Genomic DNA, 18,568 nt, shown 5'->3' with positions numbered 1-18,568 from the left:
TCAAACACATGAAAACAAACACATTGAAATCAAATTTTAAATTTTTGGCCATTGTCACCTTTTTAGGACTCTTTTTACAGTCTTGTAGTAGTGATGACGACGGTGCTACCAATGCAGCGGCCCCAGTAATTACCGATTTCGAATTTGGAGAAGGAAGCGATCATTCCACAGAACCATTTGCCTACAAGGGGTCCGACCTTCATCTGGAAGCGGCAATAAACGCAGAAGGAATCGTTAGTAGTATTTCTATAGACATACATGCCCATGATCTTGTGGTCGGCGAAGGTGAAGTGGAATGGGATTATGAACTGACTTGGACAGATGCCTCTTATCTTGTCATCAACCCAACCTTTCATGAACATATCGATATTCCATCCAACATTCCGGCAGGTGAATACCATATTTTATTAACGGTAACCGATGAACTTGGAAATAGCACAGAGGTTGAGGGACATCTGGACATCTTGGATCCTATCGCTATTAGTGATTTTGATATGGATGAAACAGTGGCAAGAGGAAGTGATTTTCATGTTGAATATATGATTGCTGCGGTTAATGGTATACATAATATAAGCGTAGATATCCATGCCCATGGACTTGCAATAGGTGACGGGGAAGTAGAGTGGGACTATGAAGAAGTTTTTGAGGATGGTTTCCACGAAGAGACCGAAGCGGAATTCCATAAACATTTCGACGTTCCCGCAACAGCTCCAGCTGGCGAATACCATGTTACTTTTACCATTGAGGATGAAGACGGGAATATCTTTGAGTACGAAGATCATATAGACGTTACCGCATAATAATATTATAACAATACCGCATGACATGGACACATTGATGTCATGCGGTTTAAAATTTACATTATGGAATTTTCAACAAAATATTTTTACATCGCGATACTTATCCTAGTAGTCAGCTCCTGTACCACCGATGAGAATGCAGATAAGGATGAACAAAAACCAACCATTGACATCAATTATGATGAAGGGTTTCCCCAAGCCTGTTCACAAGTTGTAAGAGGGGAGACCTATTCCTTTAAGGCGATGGTCTCTGATAATGCGGAATTGGCCTCTTATAGTCTGGATATCCATCACAATTTTGACCATCACACCCATGATGATCAAGATGGAGAGTGCAGTCTGGACCCTAAAAAAACACCCACAAATCCATGGATTTTTATAGAAAATTATTCTATAGAAGGCGGGTTGACCAACTATGAAATTGGTATCAGCCTAACGATACCCCACAATATTGATACCGGGGATTACCATTGTTCCTTTTCGGTAATCGATGAAACAGGGTGGCAAAGCAGAACATCGGTAGATATAAAAATAATAGAATGAATGAAAAACGATTGTATATCTTTAAAACCCAACTGTTCTTAAGCAAAACTCAAAGTAAATAGTCTTTGCTTTATTATGTCGAGTTACAATATCTATGCGATTGAATATTTTATGCCCTTATCTGATAAAAAATAACCCAAACAGTTTGAAGATCCCTTTCCTTGAACCTTAGCGATCCATGATCCCTTTAGCTCCTGGCGGCGCTACGCATTGGTCCTGACTGTATGTAGAGGATTACCTCACTGCGTTCGCTGATCCTGCTTATGAATCGTTGCTCAAGACAATCCGGCACAGGCTCCCGCCTGTGCGTCTTTTTTGTTTTCCAACGCTTTAGCTCCTGACGGCGCTACGCATTGGTTCTGGTTGTACGTTGAGGATTACCTCACTGCGTTCGGTGATCCTGCTTATGGATCGTTGCTCAAGACAATCCGGCACAGGCTCGTGCCTGTGCGTCTTTTTTTGTTTTCCAACACTTTAGCACCTAGTGGCGCTACGCATTGGAAAACAAAAAATCCGATCACTTTCGTGATCGGATTTTCTTGGTCGGGGTGGCAGACCTAACTACCTATACCCAAAACACTGTTTTACAATTTTTTACAATATTATTTTTCGTTTTGCACACCTATTTGTACACTCAAAACCAAATAAGAACTATAAAGATGTTATTTGCTATTCTTTAGTGTTATAAAGATACGAGTTAATTAACTCAAAACTAATCTCCGATCTGTTAATTGTTCTTCACTGTTTTTTGAATAATCAATTCCCATACCATTTCTTTAGTCAACAAACGAATCCTTATTATTAGAATGAAGTGGCACATATTTTTGGATGATATAGGGAGTAATTTCATCTAAGGTTTTGCCGGTCAGAGGATGAAGACCAGGACTGGTAAAATATTCAATTTCTCCATCTTTATTTTTAACATACCAAATTAATGGCTTATGAGTCACTCGAGAAAAAAATTCAGTTGCCATGTTTACCTCAATTTTCTTAAAATTTTTAATTTTTACTTCTTCATAAGGTACAACATCGGTTCCATATTTAGAATAAGGTTTTGTACCACAGGATATTTCTTCAAAATGGTTTTTTGCCCATGTCATACAGCGAATTTCCTTTCTGCCTCCTAAGTATAATATACCCAACAAAACAACTCCAAATACAACACCAACACCAATCGTTATTGGAAATTTAGGTTTCCCACTTCCTCCATTTTCTTTTTTCTCCTCATCTTTCCTAACTTTTATAGATCGTATTTCCTTCCTTTTTTCTTCATCATTGGATTTTTCGGTCATGTAACCCTCATAGTTAGTATAACCAAGATATTCACATAATAGATTTAAACTAGTCTCGCTTATAGCTTTAGCCTTCTTTTTCTCCTGAACATATTTGTCATATGCCCTTTCAAGGGTTTTTGAGCTTAAATGGACTGCCTCGCCAATATGTTTTGACAATGCATATTTTGAGTGTATGGCACAACTCCCCTTAGCTTTTTCAAAGGCCTCACAAACTATTTCTTTTATAAAACGCTCGTTCATTACTCTAAAAATACAAATTATTCCCAGACAACATATAGACACAACCTCTTGAAACCCCCTACTATCATTAGTGTCCAAAAAATGTCCGACACAAGTCTATTCTTTGTCTGCAATTCCTTTTTGATCTTCAATTTACTTTGCCCCAAGATTGATTTACCGCTGTGTAAAGCTAACATAGCCAATGTACAAAAATCATTCTTACGGAAATATGTAATGCAGTTGGTGATTGGCCGGTTGAGAAGTAGTTAAAACTACTGCATTACATTTTCTACTTCTCAAAAACAAAGGAGCGATCCTAACATTTTCAACGGGTTGTTGTACCCAAAAACCTTTCGAACGAAAGCACGGACAGCAACCCCTTTGTTTAATCTCAAAATCACAAATTATGAAAAAAGTAATAATTGCCGTAATGGTACTCGCTTTTAATATGTTTTTATTTTCCTGTACCGACGATTCTGTCTCAGGGAACGATTCATTATATGAAAACCAAGCTACCGAGGGGGATGATGGCCAAGTTAAACCCCCCCCTCCACCACCTGATGATGAAGATTAGAATAAATAATCTTTACTGATTTGAACCATACCTTAAGGTATGGTTCATTTTTTTGAATACATTTAAAGAGAAAATGGCATTTTGAGAAAAATATTAATTTTGTTTTTTATTAGTCTGCTTTGCTCCTGCCGACATAGTCATCGGACAGATTCCTTAAAAAATGAAGGAATACAGGACAGTATTATATTTTATTACAAGGCTTCCAAAAACAAGAATCGTTCACTAGTCCAAAGGCAATCAGATGTAAACATGTCTTTGCATTATGCAAAAATGATGGGTAGTGATAGTTTATTTTTAAGAATACTTTATCAGAAAACCCTTCTTCATTATACTCAGCAACAATACGATAGTTTAAATATCTTTGGTAATCTTCTAAAAAGGCTTGCCGATCAGGTGGAAAACAAATACATTTTAGGAAGATACCATTATTTAAGGGCATATTATTTTGATGAGATTACCCATAATCCTGATAGTGCATTTATCAATTATAACCTTTCAAAAAGTCACTTTCAATACATTCAGGATAGTAGTTGGGTAGGAAATAACCTTTTAAGCATGGGTCTCATTCAACAAAATCAGAATGACCATTATGGAAGTAAGGAAACTTTAACCGAGGCCATACAGTTTCTAAACTCAGAAGAGGATATCCAATTCTTATCATCTTGCTATAATGCCTTGGCCACCAATCACAGAAAGTTAATGAATTACGATGATGCCATTGGCTATTATTATAAGGCAATTGAAACTACGGATTCTAAAGAGGACAGGTTGGTCTATAAGAACAACTTAGCGGCTACTCACTCGGACTTTAACCAATTTGAAAAGGCTATTGGCATTCTTAAAGATATAGTTCATGATACACTACTGCTAAAAAGTCCAAAAGAATACGCCCGGTCAATGGACAACTTGGCTTATGCAGAATGGTTAAACAATACTACTACAAATGCGGAAGCAATTTTTAAGGAGGCCTTGGAAATTAGGGTAAAGAATGATGACAAGCGAGGACAAATTGCCAGCTTTACCCATTTAGGTGCGTTTTATTCAAAAACCGACATTAAAAAAGCGATTTCCTATTTTGATTTGGCAATACAATTATCCAAAACCCTTAAAATTCCCAAGGCAGAAAAAGATGCCTTAACGTTTCTTATACAATTAACTCCTAAAAACATTGAATTTAGAGATCGCTACATTTTTTTACAAGATAGTCTTTACACCCAAGAATTAAAGGTGAAAACCCAATTTGCCAAATACAAATACGATGATAGGTTAAAGCTGGAATCCATACTGCTTTTACAAAAAGAAAAGGCGGAAGAACAACTGGATGTAGCAAGACAGCGCAACCAGAAAACCTTGGCTCTATTTGGTTTGGCATTACTTTTAATGATCATTGGTTTTATGTTCATCTTCTATAAACAACGTAACAAACGTTTATTGGAACAAAACAAGTTTGCAAAACTTGAAGCAACATATGAAACCGAGGCTGAATTATCCAGAAAACTACATGATGACTTTGGAGGAAAACTAAATCACGCTATGATCATGGTTCAAAATAATACAGATAAACCAACCATACTAGATACTTTGGAAGGACTTTATAATCAAAGTAGGGACTTTTCAAGGGAAATCAATGAGATAGAGTTAGACGCCAACTTTAGGGAGGAACTTTTGCAAATGCTGCGTTCGCATACTCCTAAGACCGTCAAATTAATCCTTAGGGGAAGTAAGGAAATAGATTGGTCAACAGTAAATGGATTGACCAAAATAACATTGTACAAAGTGCTTAGGGAATTAATGATAAACATGACCAAGTACAGTATGGCAAGTGCAGTAAACATAACTTTCAAAAAAACGTCGGATCTCTTACAAATCCAATATTCCGATAATGGTGTAGGAGCTACCAAAGTACAATTGGGGAATAAAAATGGACTTCGTAATACAGAAAAGCGTATTCGGGCAATTGGGGGAACAATTATATTTGAAACTGAAAAAGGCAAAGGATTTAAGGCCCAGATTAAAACTCCAAATTAAAAACGTTCTACACTATGTTCAAAAAAATTTTGATCGCCGAAGATTTTCAAGATACCAATACGGGTATTGCAACTACCTTATCACACAAACTGAATATCCCTGAAATACAAGAAGAACTCTATTGTGATAAGGCGTATAACAGACTTAAACTAGCACTTACAAATAAAGTTCCTTTTCAACTTTTAATTACGGACCTGTCCTTTAAGGAGAGTTATGTAGACCGTAAACTTACCTCGGGTATAAATCTTATTAATTCCATAAAAGCAATTCAGCCCAATATAAAGGTGATTGTTAATTCTATGGAAGACAATCCTGCCAAAATAAAATCCCTTTTTCAAGAACAAAAAATTAATGGTTATGTCTGTAAGGGACGCCATAGTTTAACCGAACTTGTGGAAGCAATCCACATGGTGAATCAGGGCCAAACCTATGTTTCCCCTCAAATAAACATGGTATCCGGCAACAATGTATTCGAATTAGATGAATTTGACATCCTTATTTTAACAGAGCTGGCCAATGGTCTAAGCAAAAAGGAAATCGCGGAAAAATTCAAACAACATAATATTACCCCTAATAGCGAAAGTACCATTGATAAAAGAGTGAGCAAATTATTTGATGATTTTGGAGCAAAAAATACAACCCAACTAATTGCCCTACTCACCCGTGATGGACTGATTTGAATACATATTTATTTTCAAAAATTACCAATCCCTTACAGATATCCGTAAGGGATTCTTTTTTAATGGGTTTAGGTTTGTATATTATTAATTTAAAATTAAATATTATGGCAGTTAAGCATACACCAACAAATGAAGTTCATTCAGGAACAAAAGGAGGGAAAACAGGTTGCGGGTTCAACACAACAGAAAATCCAAATCATTGGATAAATACTTCAGAAAGGATTACATGTGATAAAAATGGCTGTAAAAATTGAATCTACAATAAATAATAACCAAAACTAAATACTATGGCAAATTATCATGTTTCAAAAGACAACAATAAAGATAAATGGAGAATTCAAAAAGAGGGAGGAGAAAAAGTTAGTGAATATGCCAACACACAAAAAGAAGCCGAAAAAAGGGCAAAAGAATTATCTTCTAATTCTGGCGGTGGAGAGGTTAGAATACATGGCTTAGATGGTAAAATAAGAGACTCTGACACGGTTAAACCTGGGAATGATCCTAAGTCATCAAAAGACACAAAACATTAGAACAACATGTTTGCGCCGTTTAGAAAGTGACGTATGATTAAAAAATAAATCACACTAAAACTCCGTATAATTAAAGAATGTCTAAACTATTTATCATAGTAACATTCTTAACTCCTTTTTATCTTAGCTTCATTGACACCTAAGTCTATATATGTATAGGAAAGTAACATTTCAAAAAAGCACTTAGAGGACTCTCTAATTGTTTTACAAAACCCTATGAAGTTATAAAAAGAAATGGGTAGAACCTTATATGGTTCAGAGGATTAGAAAATACCCTTAATACCGTCAATCAAAAAGAACTATTAACATCAGTTCTTTTTTTTATTACGGAAATCTGTAAGGTATTCTCTTCCAAAGAGTTTAGGTTTGAATAATTAATAAATAAAATAATCATGGCTAATCCAAAATTTGAAATCAAAAAAAGTTCAAACGGTAAATTTTACTTCAATCTAAGGTCAAAAGGTAACGGAGAGGTTATAGCGACGAGCGAGATGTATAATGCAAAACAGAATTGCAAAGATGGTATTGACGCTGTAAAAAGAGATGCTTCTAATGCAGAAGTGATAGACTTATCATAAAGTAATTTTTAGTTCGTATTAAAATGAGTTATCGAAAAGGATATTTTAAGAAAGATGGAACCTATGTTCAAGGACATTTTGTAAGCAAAGGTCGATCAAATAAAATTTTTAAAAGAAATAACAAAAAAGGTTGTTTAGGTATTTTTCTCATCATACTGGCTGCATTGACAGGTCTCTCCTGTAACTCAGAATCTACTTGCGAGTCCAAAAAATATTCAGACTTCGCTACGCAAGCAGAGGCCCAATCAACATTTGAAACTGATAAAGATTGTTATTCCAATTTAGATAGAGACAATGATAATATCGCTTGTGAAAATTAAATAGAAGTTAAAATGAATATATCAACCGAATTAAAAAGTCACTTTTTAAGATTATATCTAATGGCTTTTGCAGATGATAATTTCAATGTTCTTGAATTAAAGATGCTTTACAATTTTGCAGAAGAAAGAGGGCTTAGTAAAGATCAATTGAATGAAATTTTATTAAACCCTTCACAGGAGTCTTTAGTTCCCGAATCCTTAGATGAGAAGATTGAATATCTATATGATTTAGCTCTAATGATCTGGGCAGATGGTATAGTCACGGAAGATGAAACAAATACCTTAAAAAAGTATTGTATGAAATTTGAGTTTTTAGAAGAAAACATTGATGGTATATGTGAGTTTCTTTTGGAAAATGCAAAAGAAAAAACCTCCTTAAAAGAATTAATTACCAAAATGCAAGAATGATATGAGTACTTTAAAAAATATATTCTCCATAAAAAAAAGTATTCCTCAGGAAATTGAAAAACCTAAAGAGGAAGATGTTAAAAAAATAAAACTTTCATTTTTTGAAAGTGGCTATGGTTCATCAAAACAAGCATCAGGTAATCATACAATATTCAAGGCTTGTTTGCAAAATGTTTATATGGATTATAAGGGTAAATGTCGTGAAGATGAAAAGCTCCAGAAAGAATTAAAGGAACCTTATGTACAAGAAAGAAGTAAGTATGAAATTGAATTAAAGAAAAGAAAAACAGTAAAAAGTATTATCGAGGAATGTATTGCTGCTTTGGAAAGTAAGATTTCAATTTTTAAAAGTGAAATATCGGAAGTAAAGCATAATCCTGAAAAATTTGTAGAGGATGTTGACAAGAAGCCAAAAGCACAATTTTATCTTGGTTTGGCTGTCCTGATTCCTATCACTTTTTATTTACTAGTTTTCTATATTTCTGCCTCCTATTCTGCCTTTTTTAAAACATTTGATACTGACCAACTTACCAATGCAATTTTTGATGCCAATGCCTTAACAAAAGCAATAGAAGATGGTTGGTTGGAAGGAGTGTTTGTTGCGACTATTCCTTTCGCCTTTATGGGATTGGGATATTTAATCCATATGTTTCAAAAACATAAAAACTGGCTTTCCTATGTTAAGATAGCGACCTTGTTTATAGTTACTTTTATTTTTGACTCAATTCTAGCATATCAAATTGAAAAGAAAATTTATGATATAGAGAAGACACTTAATTCCCCTGACTTTAACGCTCAAATAGCTTTCACAAAAGCTGAATTTTGGGGTATTATTTTCGCAGGTTTTGTAGTCTATATTATTTGGGGGTTGGTTTTCGATTTTATTATGAAAGAATATGACAACTTTGATAAAATCAAGACATTTATAAGATCCAAAAGAGAAGACATCAAAAACTGTGAACAGGAAATCATATCTCAAATAGAAAAATTAAACCCTATAAAAGAAGAAATTTCAGGATTTGAAGGTAAAATAAACGATTTACAACGAACTATAGATGGCTTTGTATTTTCCAATAAGCACTATCTCACTTATCATGCTGAATATGTTAAAGGGTGGTTTCTTGGAATAGCTGATAATTTCGACGATTTAAAAAGAAAAGACGAATTATTATCTCTTTGTACTACTGAAGAAAAAAAGCATTTGCAAGAACATGATATTGCCGATGAAAACTATGAAGGACGTTTATACAAACTAGTAAACTAATAAAATGAAAAATTATATCCAGTCCTCAATAATATTAATGCTATTATCTTTTACTGTTGTCTCTTGTAAAGATAGCCCTAAGTATGATGAGCTTATTCATAAACATGAATTCCCAAAGGTTTTAGCAAAAGATGATCTAAACATTAGTATACTTTTGGATTTGTCAGACAGGATAAACCCAGAAAAATATCCTGCTCCAGCAATGGAATTTTATCAAAGAGATATCGGCTATTTAAAAACTATTGCAGAGAATTTTGAGTCTCATATCATGAATAAAAAATTAATAAAAATAGACGACAAAATTCAAGTATTTATTGACCCAGAACCTTCAGATAAAACTCTAAACAAAAAATTGGAGGTACTTAAAATTTCTTTTGATAAGAACACAGTTACAAAAAAAGGAATTTTAGCCACTTGTCAAAAATATGACAGTATCTCTACTTTGATTTACGAAGCTGCCATTAAAGACAACCACTATGTTGGTTCTGATATTTGGCGTTTTTTTAAGAATAAGGTTAACGATTACTGTATAACTGATGGCTACAGAAATATTCTAATAATTTTAACGGATGGCTATATCTACCATAAGGATACCAAAATTAAGGAAGGAAATAGAACAACATATTTAACTCCGCAAGATGTAAAGCATTATACATTTAACAAACCAGGTTGGAAAGACAAATTTGATCAACAAGATTTCGGATTTGTAACGGCCAATAAACACCTGAATAAGCTTGAGGTTCTAGTATTGGGTATAAATCCTGATGCCAAAAATCCTTATGAAGAAGATATTATAAGAACTTACTGGACCAAATGGCTGACTGAAATGAATGTAAGCAATTTCGAAATAAAACAAGCCGATTTACCTTCAAATATAGAAAATGTGATACGTGATTTTATTTTAAATGAATAAGCTATGGCATTCAGATTTAATAAAAGAGTCAACCTAATTAAAGGATTAGGAATTAACATTAGCAAATCTGGAATAACACCCAGTCTTAGAACCGGAAGAGGAAGTTTAAGTTCAAAGGGATATTCGGTAAGAACCGGAATACCTGGCTTAACTTACCGTAAGACTTTTTCCAAAACTAAGAATAGTGGGTGTTTATTAAATATATTGCTATTATTATCCGTTGTATTTTTGCTTTTACAATTTATGTTCCCAAATGGAGTGTAAAATAATGACCATAAATAATCAAACACCTCAGGCTATAAAATAGAACAAGACCCTGTTAAAGAAGGAAGATATAGAAAGCCTTATCTCAAACTAAACTTTAGGAAAATCGGTAAATGGTCGGATATTTTTCTTGCCTTTTCCAGACTTTCACAGAACTTCACAAAATCTATAACCCTACCTTCCAATTTATAGACCTCCTTGGAATAAAAAATATTATCAATGGCATAATTGAGGTAATCGTTTTGATCACATGTTCTTTTTAAGGTTGTTTTTTGATTCGAAACCGCAGCGGCAAAACCTTTCCTTTTAAGCTCGCTAAATACAGCTTCCTTTTCGTCTACATTAAAATCCCCTGCAAGTATCAAAGTTGTGTTGGCCGTGTTAGTCACAAACTTGGTCAAGGCCCTAATTTCACTTTCTGGATCTTTATTAAAGGGTCTTGAATGAAAATTGAGTATACTGAACTTTCTTTTACCCAAATAGAAATCCAATAAAAAGGGTTCCCGATCTATTTGAGAATCCAATTCTGCAACCAGCCCGCCCCTATTTTTGATCTTTATGTGCTTGGTTTTCCAGATAAAAGCATAACGTTCTGTAACATACTTTGAGCTATTCGTGGGGTTACTGATCACATAATCCCAATTATTGCCCTTTCTGTTCAACATATCGGTCAGTTTTGCCACGGCCTGAGCACCCCCATAACCGGCCACTACTTCCTGTATGGCTATAATATCCACATCCCGAACAATTTCGGCAATTTCATCCAATTCCTCACTGCTTTTTGTTTGTCCAAAATCCCGTATGTTCCAGGATACCAGTTTGATATTATCTTTCTGGGAATAAAAATTAAAGTGAAGAAGGGCAAGGAATATAAAAAGTAGATTTTTTAACATCCAGTATGTATTAGGATACTAAAATAGTTAAAAAAGAGGCAGTTGTCCTTACGAAAATCCGTAAAACTTGAGCGGTTCAATATTCTATCTTAGAAAAAACCTATTTGTTTTCTAATACCGTAAAAATGATAAAAAGATCTATTTTAATAGAGAAGAAAGCTAAAATCATATGCCGAAACCTACAGCTTTTCATTGAAACCGAAGAACGAACGGCTACTATTCCAATGGAAGATATTGGCTTTTTGGTAATAGACCACCCGGAAACCTTTATTAGCATCCCTGCACTCAATCATCTTATAGAAAAAAATACCTCCATAATTATCTGTAATAAGGTCCATATGCCCAGTGGTATGTTCCTTAATTTGGATGGACACCATATTCAACAACAATTGTTCAAATACCAATTGGAGGCCAGTGTACCGTTAAAAAAGAAGTTATGGCAACAAACCGTAAAGGAAAAAATAAACAATCAGGGTATACTTCTCGAGAGGATGACACAAAAGAAAAATCAATTCGATTATTTATCGAGCAAGGTTTTAAGCGGTGATACCTCCAATATGGAAGGGGTTGCCGCCAGTGCTTATTGGAGTTCCTTTTTTGAACAACCATTTAAAAGGGAGCGATTCGGAAATTACCCCAATAATTTTTTAAACTACGGTTATGCTATCCTAAGGGCGGCCACCGCTAGGGCATTATCTGGCAGCGGCTTGTTGAACACCCTAGGAATACACCATAAAAATAAATACAATGCCTTTGCCCTTGCAGATGATATTATGGAACCATACAGGCCATTGGTAGATGAACTGGTGTACACCCTAATAGAATCCTATGATATACAAGAACTAAACACTTCCATCAAATCCGAAATGCTTAATTTGCTAACACGCACTGTATATTTTAAAAGTGAAAAAAGCCCCTTAATGGTAGGCTTACAAAAAACTGCCAGCTCCCTACAACAATGCTATACGGGAGAACGGAAAAAGATCAAGTTCCCCCAACTATGGAATTAAACGGTTATAGAATTATGTGGTTATTTGTATTCTTTGATTTACCAACCGACACTGCAAAAGACCGCAAGAATGCATCCGGCTTTAGAAAGGATCTATTGAAGGATGGCTTTACGATGATGCAATATTCGGTGTATATGAGACATTGTGCAAGTAGTGAAAGTGCCGACGTACACGAAAAACGTGTTCATGGCCTACTGCCCCCTTTGGGCAAAGTCAGTATATTGCGCATTACCGATAAACAATTCGGAAATACCCTAAACTTCTGGGGAAAACTTGAAGTCCCTACAGAGCCGCAACCTACGCAGTTAGAATTATTTTAAAATAGTGCCTCCTTTAAAATAGCCTTCTTGTACCCTTTTTATGGCATAATATCAAATTTTCTTTAAGTGCCATTTTTTCTAAACCAAAAAATGCCCCAATCTAGCCTTATCACTGCTAAAAAGGAGCATTTTTTATCCCGATATTACCTCTTAATTTGCTGACTACCAGAAGGCCACAAGACAACTAATATCGTGACTTCTAATCTTTAATCAAACCACAACAGGATGTTAATCAATATGAGAAGGATTTGAATATCGTGACTTCTAATCTTTAATCAAACCACAACGTCAACAACGTATGGGATTGGGTGAAATTAAATATCGTGACTTCTAATCTTTAATCAAACCACAACGGAATGGATAACATCATTTCCTTTTCAAAAAATATCGTGACTTCTAATCTTTAATCAAACCACAACATTGCCCTCCTCATCCTTAAACCTATCATCAATATCGTGACTTCTAATCTTTAATCAAACCACAACGCAGCGTTGTCTTTAGCAACAAAAGTTGTGAATATCGTGACTTCTAATCTTTAATCAAACCACAACGTGTTGTCATAAGTCTTAATTGATTGCACGAATATCGTGACTTCTAATCTTTAATCAAACCACAACGGATGCGTGCAAGGGTCTTATTTAGGACTAAATATCGTGACTTCTAATCTTTAATCAAACCACAACGAAGGTATGTAAGGCTCTGGCATCATCCCAAATATCGTGACTTCTAATCTTTAATCAAACCACAACACGCTGTTATGGATACCGATAGAGGTTCTTAATATCGTGACTTCTAATCTTTAATCAAACCACAACTGTTAAGCATGTTGTATACTTTATTTGCTAATATCGTGACTTCTAATCTTTAATCAAACCACAACCTGTAGAACGTTTCTTCCTCTTCATCCTCGAATATCGTGACTTCTAATCTTTAATCAAACCACAACGAGCAAGGTCCTTATCTGTATAGGCATAAAAATATCGTGACTTCTAATCTTTAATCAAACCACAACAGGGAAGAGGCACACCTTAATAAGTTGTTGAATATCGTGACTTCTAATCTTTAATCAAACCACAACCCCTCCCTGTCACGTTCTCTACAATGGTACAATATCGTGATTTTTAGTGAAGGCTACATGTATACCACATTTATAGATTTTAAGCTTTATATCAAAGAACTTTTTTTATAATCTAAGATTGTAATGAGGGAGGACAAATTATACTTTTTGGATTTTCCCAGAAACTGAAATTTTTACTTTTATCGGATTAAATGTTAGCCATCCTGTTTTTCCTTCTCCAAAGCTATGGATTCTTACATAAAAGGGTTGAAAATTATTCTGAATTGAAGCTTCAGTATTTAACCTAAATTCATAAAATTTAGAAGACAACTTTTGTATCCTATACAAATGCTCCTTCAAAACTTCATAATCTGGATTCTCCCAATTGATTTCCTCTTCTTTTAAACCCAATAAAAACATATCATTAATATGTAACGTTGTTACTATTTCTTTTCCATCAATTGGTAATTTATGGGCTGAATCCCCTGTGCGTTTTCGCTCTACAACCGTCCAAAAAGTCACTACTTCTTCTTTTAGGTTTCCTTGTTCATCTTTATAAATCAATACATGGTGGTTGTTTCTAGGATTTACCCATTGATTTACATTTTCTTTTAGCTTTTCCGCACCACCAATATTTTCTTTCACTCTTACCTTAAAAATTGGAACAGCTTCACCGTTTTTATTAGGTAAGAAAATTTGGGGCTGTTTTACCCCATTTTCATCCACTACAAAAAAAGTATTTGCAGGAACTTTATCTTTTATAAATCCCCCCAATTCATTAATCCTTTTTAAAATCAATAAGCGAGTAGTTTCATCAACAACTTTTTCAATTTGTTTTACAGTTGTTAAACCATCAATCGGTTTCCTCACGTGAAAAGCTTCTTCTCCGTTAAAATTACGCTTTCCAAAAACAGTTTCTTTATGCAGTTGCCCTCTTGCTGCTACACCGGTGTTGTCATATTTTTTACCATTCTTTTCAGTGATATGAATTCTAATGGTAATATCATTTGAAACCTTTTTATGGGAAACCAAAACTTTATCAACTGCCTTTTCGGCATCATACCTAAAAGTTTCCCAAGGCATAGGGAAGTTTTTCAATTCGGAATTTCTATTATACCTATTCCATTTTGAAAGTTCTTGCACAAACGAAACTTTTGTACAAGCCATAACCAATGCATCAACTGCATGGTGCCTATGATCTTCCCTTATTTTTGTATTTTCAATATTTAAAACAGAATTCAAGCCCCATTTTTGCCTCAAATTTGAAGTGGCTTGTCCAGGCGAGACGATTACATTTTTACAGATTTTTGATAAATAGTTTTTTGCTTCTTTACTAATATAACGGGTATCGTTTAATTGTCTTGTGGAAAAATCATCATCAAATTTTTGTTGTACAAATCGTTTAAACTTTTGGTAAGCATTTGGATATTCCTTGGTGTCAGAAAACAACTTTAAAGCACGTTCTTTTATTGCAGACCAATTGGCATTGTCATTTCCATAATATTCATAGGGTGTTTTGTTTCCCTTTTTTCTATTCTCATCAGCATAACACAAAGTTTTGTTTGAAAAACTATCATTTAATGAACGGCTCCAAGGATGGATATGTTCTATTTGAACTTCACCAGAAAACAATTTGGTTATAGAAATTGGTTCACCTGTATATGGACAGGTTTTTTTACACTCTTCCCAAAGTTTGTACAATAAAAGATTGTCATGTGTTATTCGAATACCTACTTCATTCAATCTATCTTTTACCCTATCGTTCTCACGTTCCAATCTTTTTTGCTCACTTCTAATTTTATTTCGCTGCGACTTTGAAATTTTTAAATCCCGAGCCATTTCCACTTTTATCACATCAATTTTGCCGTGTTCATCAATTAATTCATTAACCAATTTTCGCAACTCAAATAAAGCTGTAATAACTATAGGGTTTTTAATAGATTGTATTTCTTTGTCGGCATCTTTGCCAACTGGCAATTTTTCCAATAACTCCTTTATAGTAATATCTGCCGAATGATGATATAATTTTCTCAATTGAGAATCGGACAAATTATACTCCTTTCGCAGAATATCCTTAATTACTCCTATAAATCCGCCAATGCTTTTAAATCTGACTATATCCTCAACATTGTTAATTAAAAAGTTTCTTTTTTTATTTGATAATTGTTCCCAATCCGTGCCAAAAGTATTTTTAATTCCACCTAAAACCACCGCAACATCATAGGTAAAGCCCAACTGTAAAAAAGGTAAAATGTTATGTATTGCTTTACGGCTTAAGCTGGAATAGCCATCTTTTACATTAAATTTTGAAATAGCCTCTGCTTTTGCTTCGGTAAAATTCCAATTTTTAACTGCGTATTCTTTTAGGTTGGATTTACTATCAAAGAAATACAAAGTGTGCCAAATATCCTCTTGTTCCTTTTCTGAAAAATCAAACCATTTATTACCAAAATACTTCTTGTTTGACAAGTTTGAAATAGTGTGCGTACCCACTATTTTATCATCGTTTTTATAGTTGAATTTATATTCTGCACTTTCCTTCCCAATAACTTTTCTTATTTTTTTAAAATTGGGTTTTTCATTGGTATAAAGGAATGTTATAATTTTTTCTTTTTCTTCTAGTGAAATTTTATTTCCGTTGTACTCCACCGTATTTACCCATTGCCATACTCTAAATTTTTCAAATGGAATGGCACTTTTTGGGCATTTTGTCTTAGTTGGTTCAAAAGAACAATTTCCAACCAAATGTTTCTGAGAACGTAAAGGTCGTTGATGAAATAAAATACCATCTTCTCTATAGCCATCTAATTTTCTTCCCCCAAATAGTGTTTTCAAATCTTCATTCAAATTTGAATGAAATTCTGATTGTTTATTCCAAATCAATTCAAATTCATCAATGTACATTTTACGGGTTGTGTAACGATTACGAATTCTCTCCAAACTATTCTGAAAAGGTTGATATTCTTTTGGATAAATTTCAAATAAATAAGACCCTAAAGTTTTATCTTGAATACTTTCTTGTGTTTTGGTAATTCCTATTTTACCTTCTTTTTCGTTTCCTTTAAAAATGGCTCCGTCATCAGTTTCACCTTTTCTGTTATTACTCAAAAATCCACGTCTTTGAATTAAATGATAAAAAATTCTACCAATTTCTTCAAAAGATAATTTTCTATTCAAAGCTTTTTGACGTAATTCATAAGGATTTAAGGCAAACCAATTAGCTAATTTTTCAGTTGGGAATTGTTTAGTTTTTTTCCAATCTTCAAAATCCGAAGCAATCATTGGACACATCTTATTTTCAGAAAGTGCTTTTAATAATATTTTCTTTCGTAATCTTCTTCTAAAAAATTGTCTTCTAACTCCTCTTGCACCAGTTCTTCCTGCGTTTTTAGAAATTTCCCTTCCTTCACCTTCTCCTAAATTCTCAACTCCCATTGGAAAAATTCTACTTCCCATACCTAATATCTTATTATCCATATCATCAACAATCGCCCATCCAATAGAATTTGTCCCTAAATCCAAACCTAAAATTCTTGCCATTTTTTTACATTTTATTATTACTAAACATAAGAAAATTTACTTTAACATTTTACAGTTTTCCGTAATACCCATATTTACAATTTTTAGTATCTTAGCATAAGATTAAAACTTCTAATCCTTAATCTTATCACAATAAGGCTATATGCCGTAGGTGAAAACCTTTAGTCCTGCTTCGGTGGGACTTTTTTTGTTTTATACTAAATGTTTATTTTACTACGCATTAAGAAAACCTATAGAACACGAAAAAGATTTAGTTTTTTAATTTTAATATTAAGAATAGCAAGAGGGTAACACGCTGAAGCGGTGTTACTGCATGTATAATATTGACTATCAAATAATTAACTGAAAAAAGTCTAGGTTAATATTAGATTTTTACGGCAAAAGCTTCCGAAAGCCCCATTTTTAGGCAATTTTTTACGGCAAATAGAGAATTCAAGATGTGTCTTTGTTGCAACAAAGACGATCTTGCTTTGCTCCCGTTGGTTGCAAAGAACTTATGATCTTTAATAAAAAAGAAAACCATAACCGGTTCCCTTTTGAATTAAATCGGGTATGATCTTAAAATACTAAGCTCTCTATAAAAAGAGAAATCTATTTTTTGTTCAATAGCTTTTCCAGATAGGACACCTTATCTTTTTCTGCTTTTAGTAATTCTTGATAAAGCTTTCTGTTTTCTTTAACCAACTCCATGATTTTATCAATTGGATTGAATGTCGGCTGATAATTCAGAGAACTTGCCATAATGGTAGAACTATCACTACTAGAATTATTATAAGTGTTCGAAATAATATTAAAAACCGCTTCATCAGAAAAATTCTTGATCGCCTCGGCGGTAACGCCCAAAGCTTTGGCCACCTTTTCCAGTTTTTCTTTCTCTATAGTTTCACTTTGCTCTATTAAAGAAACGCTTTGTTGGCTAATTCCCAACTCCATGGCCAAGGCTTCAAAAATGACAAAGTAATTAGGCGGTATTCTGAATCTTTTATATCGAAAATTTTAAAAGGACTTACAACTGGAAAACTAAACAAATATCAACTAGGTAAAGCTTACGATATTGCTTCGTGCTGGCAAACATGATAATTTCAACTTACATTTGCAACGCTTTATTCCATTGAAAGATTGAATCCAAGCTTGATTATTAACAATTGAAACAGGTAAAATAAAAAGAAGAGAATTCATGACAAAATCAACAGTTCTAGCAACTTTGACCCTAGTGGTAATTGCAATAATTTCATGCAAGCCTAAAAATAAACAGAAAGTTGATCCAAAACGACCTGAGGCATCTGTTGAAATAAAGTTGGCTGCTTATAATGTTCTTTTTGGTAACTGGGG

The 18,568-nt window shown here is 33.9% G+C and carries 18 protein-coding genes, 1 pseudogene and 1 CRISPR repeat array; of the genes and pseudogenes, 15 read left to right on the top strand and 4 right to left on the bottom strand.

Features of this window, described 5'->3' with window-relative positions:
• The first annotated feature begins 8 nt into the window (after positions 1–8).
• Together C7972_RS13560 and C7972_RS13555 are read left to right on the top strand one after the other, a co-directional pair.
• Positions 9–800 carry a DUF4625 domain-containing protein gene (locus C7972_RS13560; protein WP_110356722.1) on the top strand — a complete coding sequence of 264 codons (792 nt, stop codon included), beginning with the start codon at positions 9–11 and terminating at the stop codon, positions 798–800.
• 63 nt (positions 801–863) lie between these two features.
• Positions 864–1,343, top strand: coding sequence for a DUF4625 domain-containing protein (locus tag C7972_RS13555; RefSeq protein ID WP_110356907.1), 480 nt, complete (start codon positions 864–866; stop codon positions 1,341–1,343).
• 776 nt (positions 1,344–2,119) lie between these two features.
• On the opposite strand, the gene C7972_RS13550 is transcribed toward C7972_RS13555, so the two are convergent.
• Entirely contained in the window at positions 2,120–2,878 is a 759-nt protein-coding gene (locus C7972_RS13550; RefSeq protein WP_110356721.1) for a hypothetical protein, read from the bottom strand.
• A gap of 385 nt (positions 2,879–3,263) precedes the next feature.
• On the opposite strand from C7972_RS13550, the gene C7972_RS23860 reads away from it, so the two are divergent.
• The 11 genes from C7972_RS23860 to C7972_RS24435 all read left to right on the top strand — a co-directional run bounded on the left by C7972_RS23860 (position 3,264) and on the right by C7972_RS24435 (position 10,416).
• Positions 3,264–3,431: a hypothetical protein gene (locus C7972_RS23860; protein ID WP_181422901.1), complete on the top strand. Its 168-nt coding sequence runs from the start codon at positions 3,264–3,266 to the stop codon at positions 3,429–3,431.
• Positions 3,432–3,512: 81 nt separating this feature from the next.
• Complete coding sequence (locus C7972_RS13545; protein WP_110356720.1) at positions 3,513–5,459, top strand: tetratricopeptide repeat protein; 1,947 nt, start codon at positions 3,513–3,515, stop codon at positions 5,457–5,459.
• A gap of 14 nt (positions 5,460–5,473) precedes the next feature.
• Positions 5,474–6,139 carry a response regulator transcription factor gene (locus C7972_RS13540; RefSeq protein ID WP_110356719.1) on the top strand — a complete coding sequence of 222 codons (666 nt, stop codon included), beginning with the start codon at positions 5,474–5,476 and terminating at the stop codon, positions 6,137–6,139.
• Positions 6,136–6,393 carry a hypothetical protein gene (locus tag C7972_RS24105; RefSeq protein ID WP_110356718.1) on the top strand — a complete coding sequence of 86 codons (258 nt, stop codon included), beginning with the start codon at positions 6,136–6,138 and terminating at the stop codon, positions 6,391–6,393. Before C7972_RS13540 ends, C7972_RS24105 begins: the two co-directional genes overlap by 4 nt.
• Before the next feature lie 33 nt (positions 6,394–6,426).
• Positions 6,427–6,669, top strand: a complete 243-nt coding sequence (locus tag C7972_RS13530; protein ID WP_110356717.1) for a DUF2188 domain-containing protein — start codon at positions 6,427–6,429, stop codon at positions 6,667–6,669.
• A gap of 392 nt (positions 6,670–7,061) precedes the next feature.
• Positions 7,062–7,247, top strand: coding sequence for a YegP family protein (locus tag C7972_RS13525; protein ID WP_110356716.1), 186 nt, complete (start codon positions 7,062–7,064; stop codon positions 7,245–7,247).
• Positions 7,248–7,270: 23 nt separating this feature from the next.
• A complete protein-coding gene (locus C7972_RS13520; RefSeq protein WP_110356715.1) occupies positions 7,271–7,567 on the top strand; it encodes an excalibur calcium-binding domain-containing protein in 297 nt (98 codons plus the stop codon).
• 12 nt (positions 7,568–7,579) lie between these two features.
• Positions 7,580–7,975 carry a hypothetical protein gene (locus tag C7972_RS13515; protein WP_110356714.1) on the top strand — a complete coding sequence of 132 codons (396 nt, stop codon included), beginning with the start codon at positions 7,580–7,582 and terminating at the stop codon, positions 7,973–7,975.
• A gap of 1 nt (position 7,976) precedes the next feature.
• Positions 7,977–9,239, top strand: a complete 1,263-nt coding sequence (locus tag C7972_RS13510) for an ABC transporter permease (protein ID WP_110356713.1) — start codon at positions 7,977–7,979, stop codon at positions 9,237–9,239.
• Positions 9,240–9,243: 4 nt separating this feature from the next.
• Positions 9,244–10,152, top strand: a complete 909-nt coding sequence (locus C7972_RS13505) for a hypothetical protein (RefSeq protein ID WP_146216322.1) — start codon at positions 9,244–9,246, stop codon at positions 10,150–10,152.
• Positions 10,153–10,155: 3 nt separating this feature from the next.
• Complete coding sequence (locus tag C7972_RS24435; RefSeq protein ID WP_110356711.1) at positions 10,156–10,416, top strand: DUF4236 domain-containing protein; 261 nt, start codon at positions 10,156–10,158, stop codon at positions 10,414–10,416.
• An 80-nt stretch (positions 10,417–10,496) separates the two neighbouring features.
• Here C7972_RS24435 and C7972_RS13495 read toward each other — a convergent pair whose 3' ends face one another.
• Positions 10,497–11,309, bottom strand: a complete 813-nt coding sequence (locus C7972_RS13495) for an endonuclease/exonuclease/phosphatase family protein (RefSeq protein ID WP_110356710.1) — start codon at positions 11,307–11,309, stop codon at positions 10,497–10,499.
• A 125-nt stretch (positions 11,310–11,434) separates the two neighbouring features.
• Here C7972_RS13495 and cas1 point away from each other — a divergent pair, with 125 nt between their 5' ends.
• Both cas1 and cas2 read left to right on the top strand, forming a co-directional pair.
• Positions 11,435–12,319, top strand: a complete 885-nt coding sequence (gene cas1, locus C7972_RS13490) for a type II CRISPR-associated endonuclease Cas1 (RefSeq protein ID WP_110356709.1) — start codon at positions 11,435–11,437, stop codon at positions 12,317–12,319.
• On the top strand, positions 12,310–12,639 hold the full coding sequence (gene cas2 / locus C7972_RS13485; protein WP_110356708.1) for a CRISPR-associated endonuclease Cas2: 330 nt from the start codon (positions 12,310–12,312) through the stop codon (positions 12,637–12,639). Before cas1 ends, cas2 begins: the two co-directional genes overlap by 10 nt.
• Before the next feature lie 186 nt (positions 12,640–12,825).
• A CRISPR array of direct repeats spans positions 12,826–13,783; the repeat unit is 36 nt; unit sequence AATATCGTGACTTCTAATCTTTAATCAAACCACAAC.
• 72 nt (positions 13,784–13,855) lie between these two features.
• Here the strand turns inward: cas2 and cas9 are convergent.
• Together cas9 and C7972_RS13475 are read right to left on the bottom strand one after the other, a co-directional pair.
• A complete protein-coding gene (gene cas9 / locus C7972_RS13480) occupies positions 13,856–17,236 on the bottom strand; it encodes a type II CRISPR RNA-guided endonuclease Cas9 (RefSeq protein WP_110356707.1) in 3,381 nt (1,126 codons plus the stop codon).
• Between the two features lie 591 nt (positions 17,237–17,827).
• Positions 17,828–18,181 (bottom strand): annotated as a pseudogene (locus tag C7972_RS13475) (helix-turn-helix domain-containing protein); the annotation flags it as partial.
• Positions 18,182–18,568 lie beyond the last annotated feature (387 nt).

This window comes from Arenibacter sp. ARW7G5Y1 (assembly GCF_003201775.1).
Classification (GTDB): domain Bacteria; phylum Bacteroidota; class Bacteroidia; order Flavobacteriales; family Flavobacteriaceae; genus Arenibacter.
This window is presented reverse-complemented; position numbering and strand designations above follow the sequence as displayed.

Coding starts and splice junctions, on each gene's coding strand:
- C7972_RS13505 (WP_146216322.1), top strand. CDS start 9,244: ATGAAAAATTATATCCAGTCCTCAATAATATTAATGCTATTATCTTTT.
- cas1 (WP_110356709.1), top strand. CDS start 11,435: ATGATAAAAAGATCTATTTTAATAGAGAAGAAAGCTAAAATCATATGC.
- C7972_RS23860 (WP_181422901.1), top strand. CDS start 3,264: ATGAAAAAAGTAATAATTGCCGTAATGGTACTCGCTTTTAATATGTTT.
- C7972_RS13550 (WP_110356721.1), bottom strand. CDS start 2,878: ATGAACGAGCGTTTTATAAAAGAAATAGTTTGTGAGGCCTTTGAAAAA.
- C7972_RS13515 (WP_110356714.1), top strand. CDS start 7,580: ATGAATATATCAACCGAATTAAAAAGTCACTTTTTAAGATTATATCTA.
- C7972_RS13510 (WP_110356713.1), top strand. CDS start 7,977: ATGAGTACTTTAAAAAATATATTCTCCATAAAAAAAAGTATTCCTCAG.
- C7972_RS13495 (WP_110356710.1), bottom strand. CDS start 11,309: ATGTTAAAAAATCTACTTTTTATATTCCTTGCCCTTCTTCACTTTAAT.
- cas9 (WP_110356707.1), bottom strand. CDS start 17,236: ATGGCAAGAATTTTAGGTTTGGATTTAGGGACAAATTCTATTGGATGG.
- cas2 (WP_110356708.1), top strand. CDS start 12,310: ATGGAATTAAACGGTTATAGAATTATGTGGTTATTTGTATTCTTTGAT.
- C7972_RS24435 (WP_110356711.1), top strand. CDS start 10,156: ATGGCATTCAGATTTAATAAAAGAGTCAACCTAATTAAAGGATTAGGA.
- C7972_RS13525 (WP_110356716.1), top strand. CDS start 7,062: ATGGCTAATCCAAAATTTGAAATCAAAAAAAGTTCAAACGGTAAATTT.
- C7972_RS13555 (WP_110356907.1), top strand. CDS start 864: ATGGAATTTTCAACAAAATATTTTTACATCGCGATACTTATCCTAGTA.
- C7972_RS13560 (WP_110356722.1), top strand. CDS start 9: ATGAAAACAAACACATTGAAATCAAATTTTAAATTTTTGGCCATTGTC.
- C7972_RS13520 (WP_110356715.1), top strand. CDS start 7,271: ATGAGTTATCGAAAAGGATATTTTAAGAAAGATGGAACCTATGTTCAA.
- C7972_RS13530 (WP_110356717.1), top strand. CDS start 6,427: ATGGCAAATTATCATGTTTCAAAAGACAACAATAAAGATAAATGGAGA.
- C7972_RS13540 (WP_110356719.1), top strand. CDS start 5,474: ATGTTCAAAAAAATTTTGATCGCCGAAGATTTTCAAGATACCAATACG.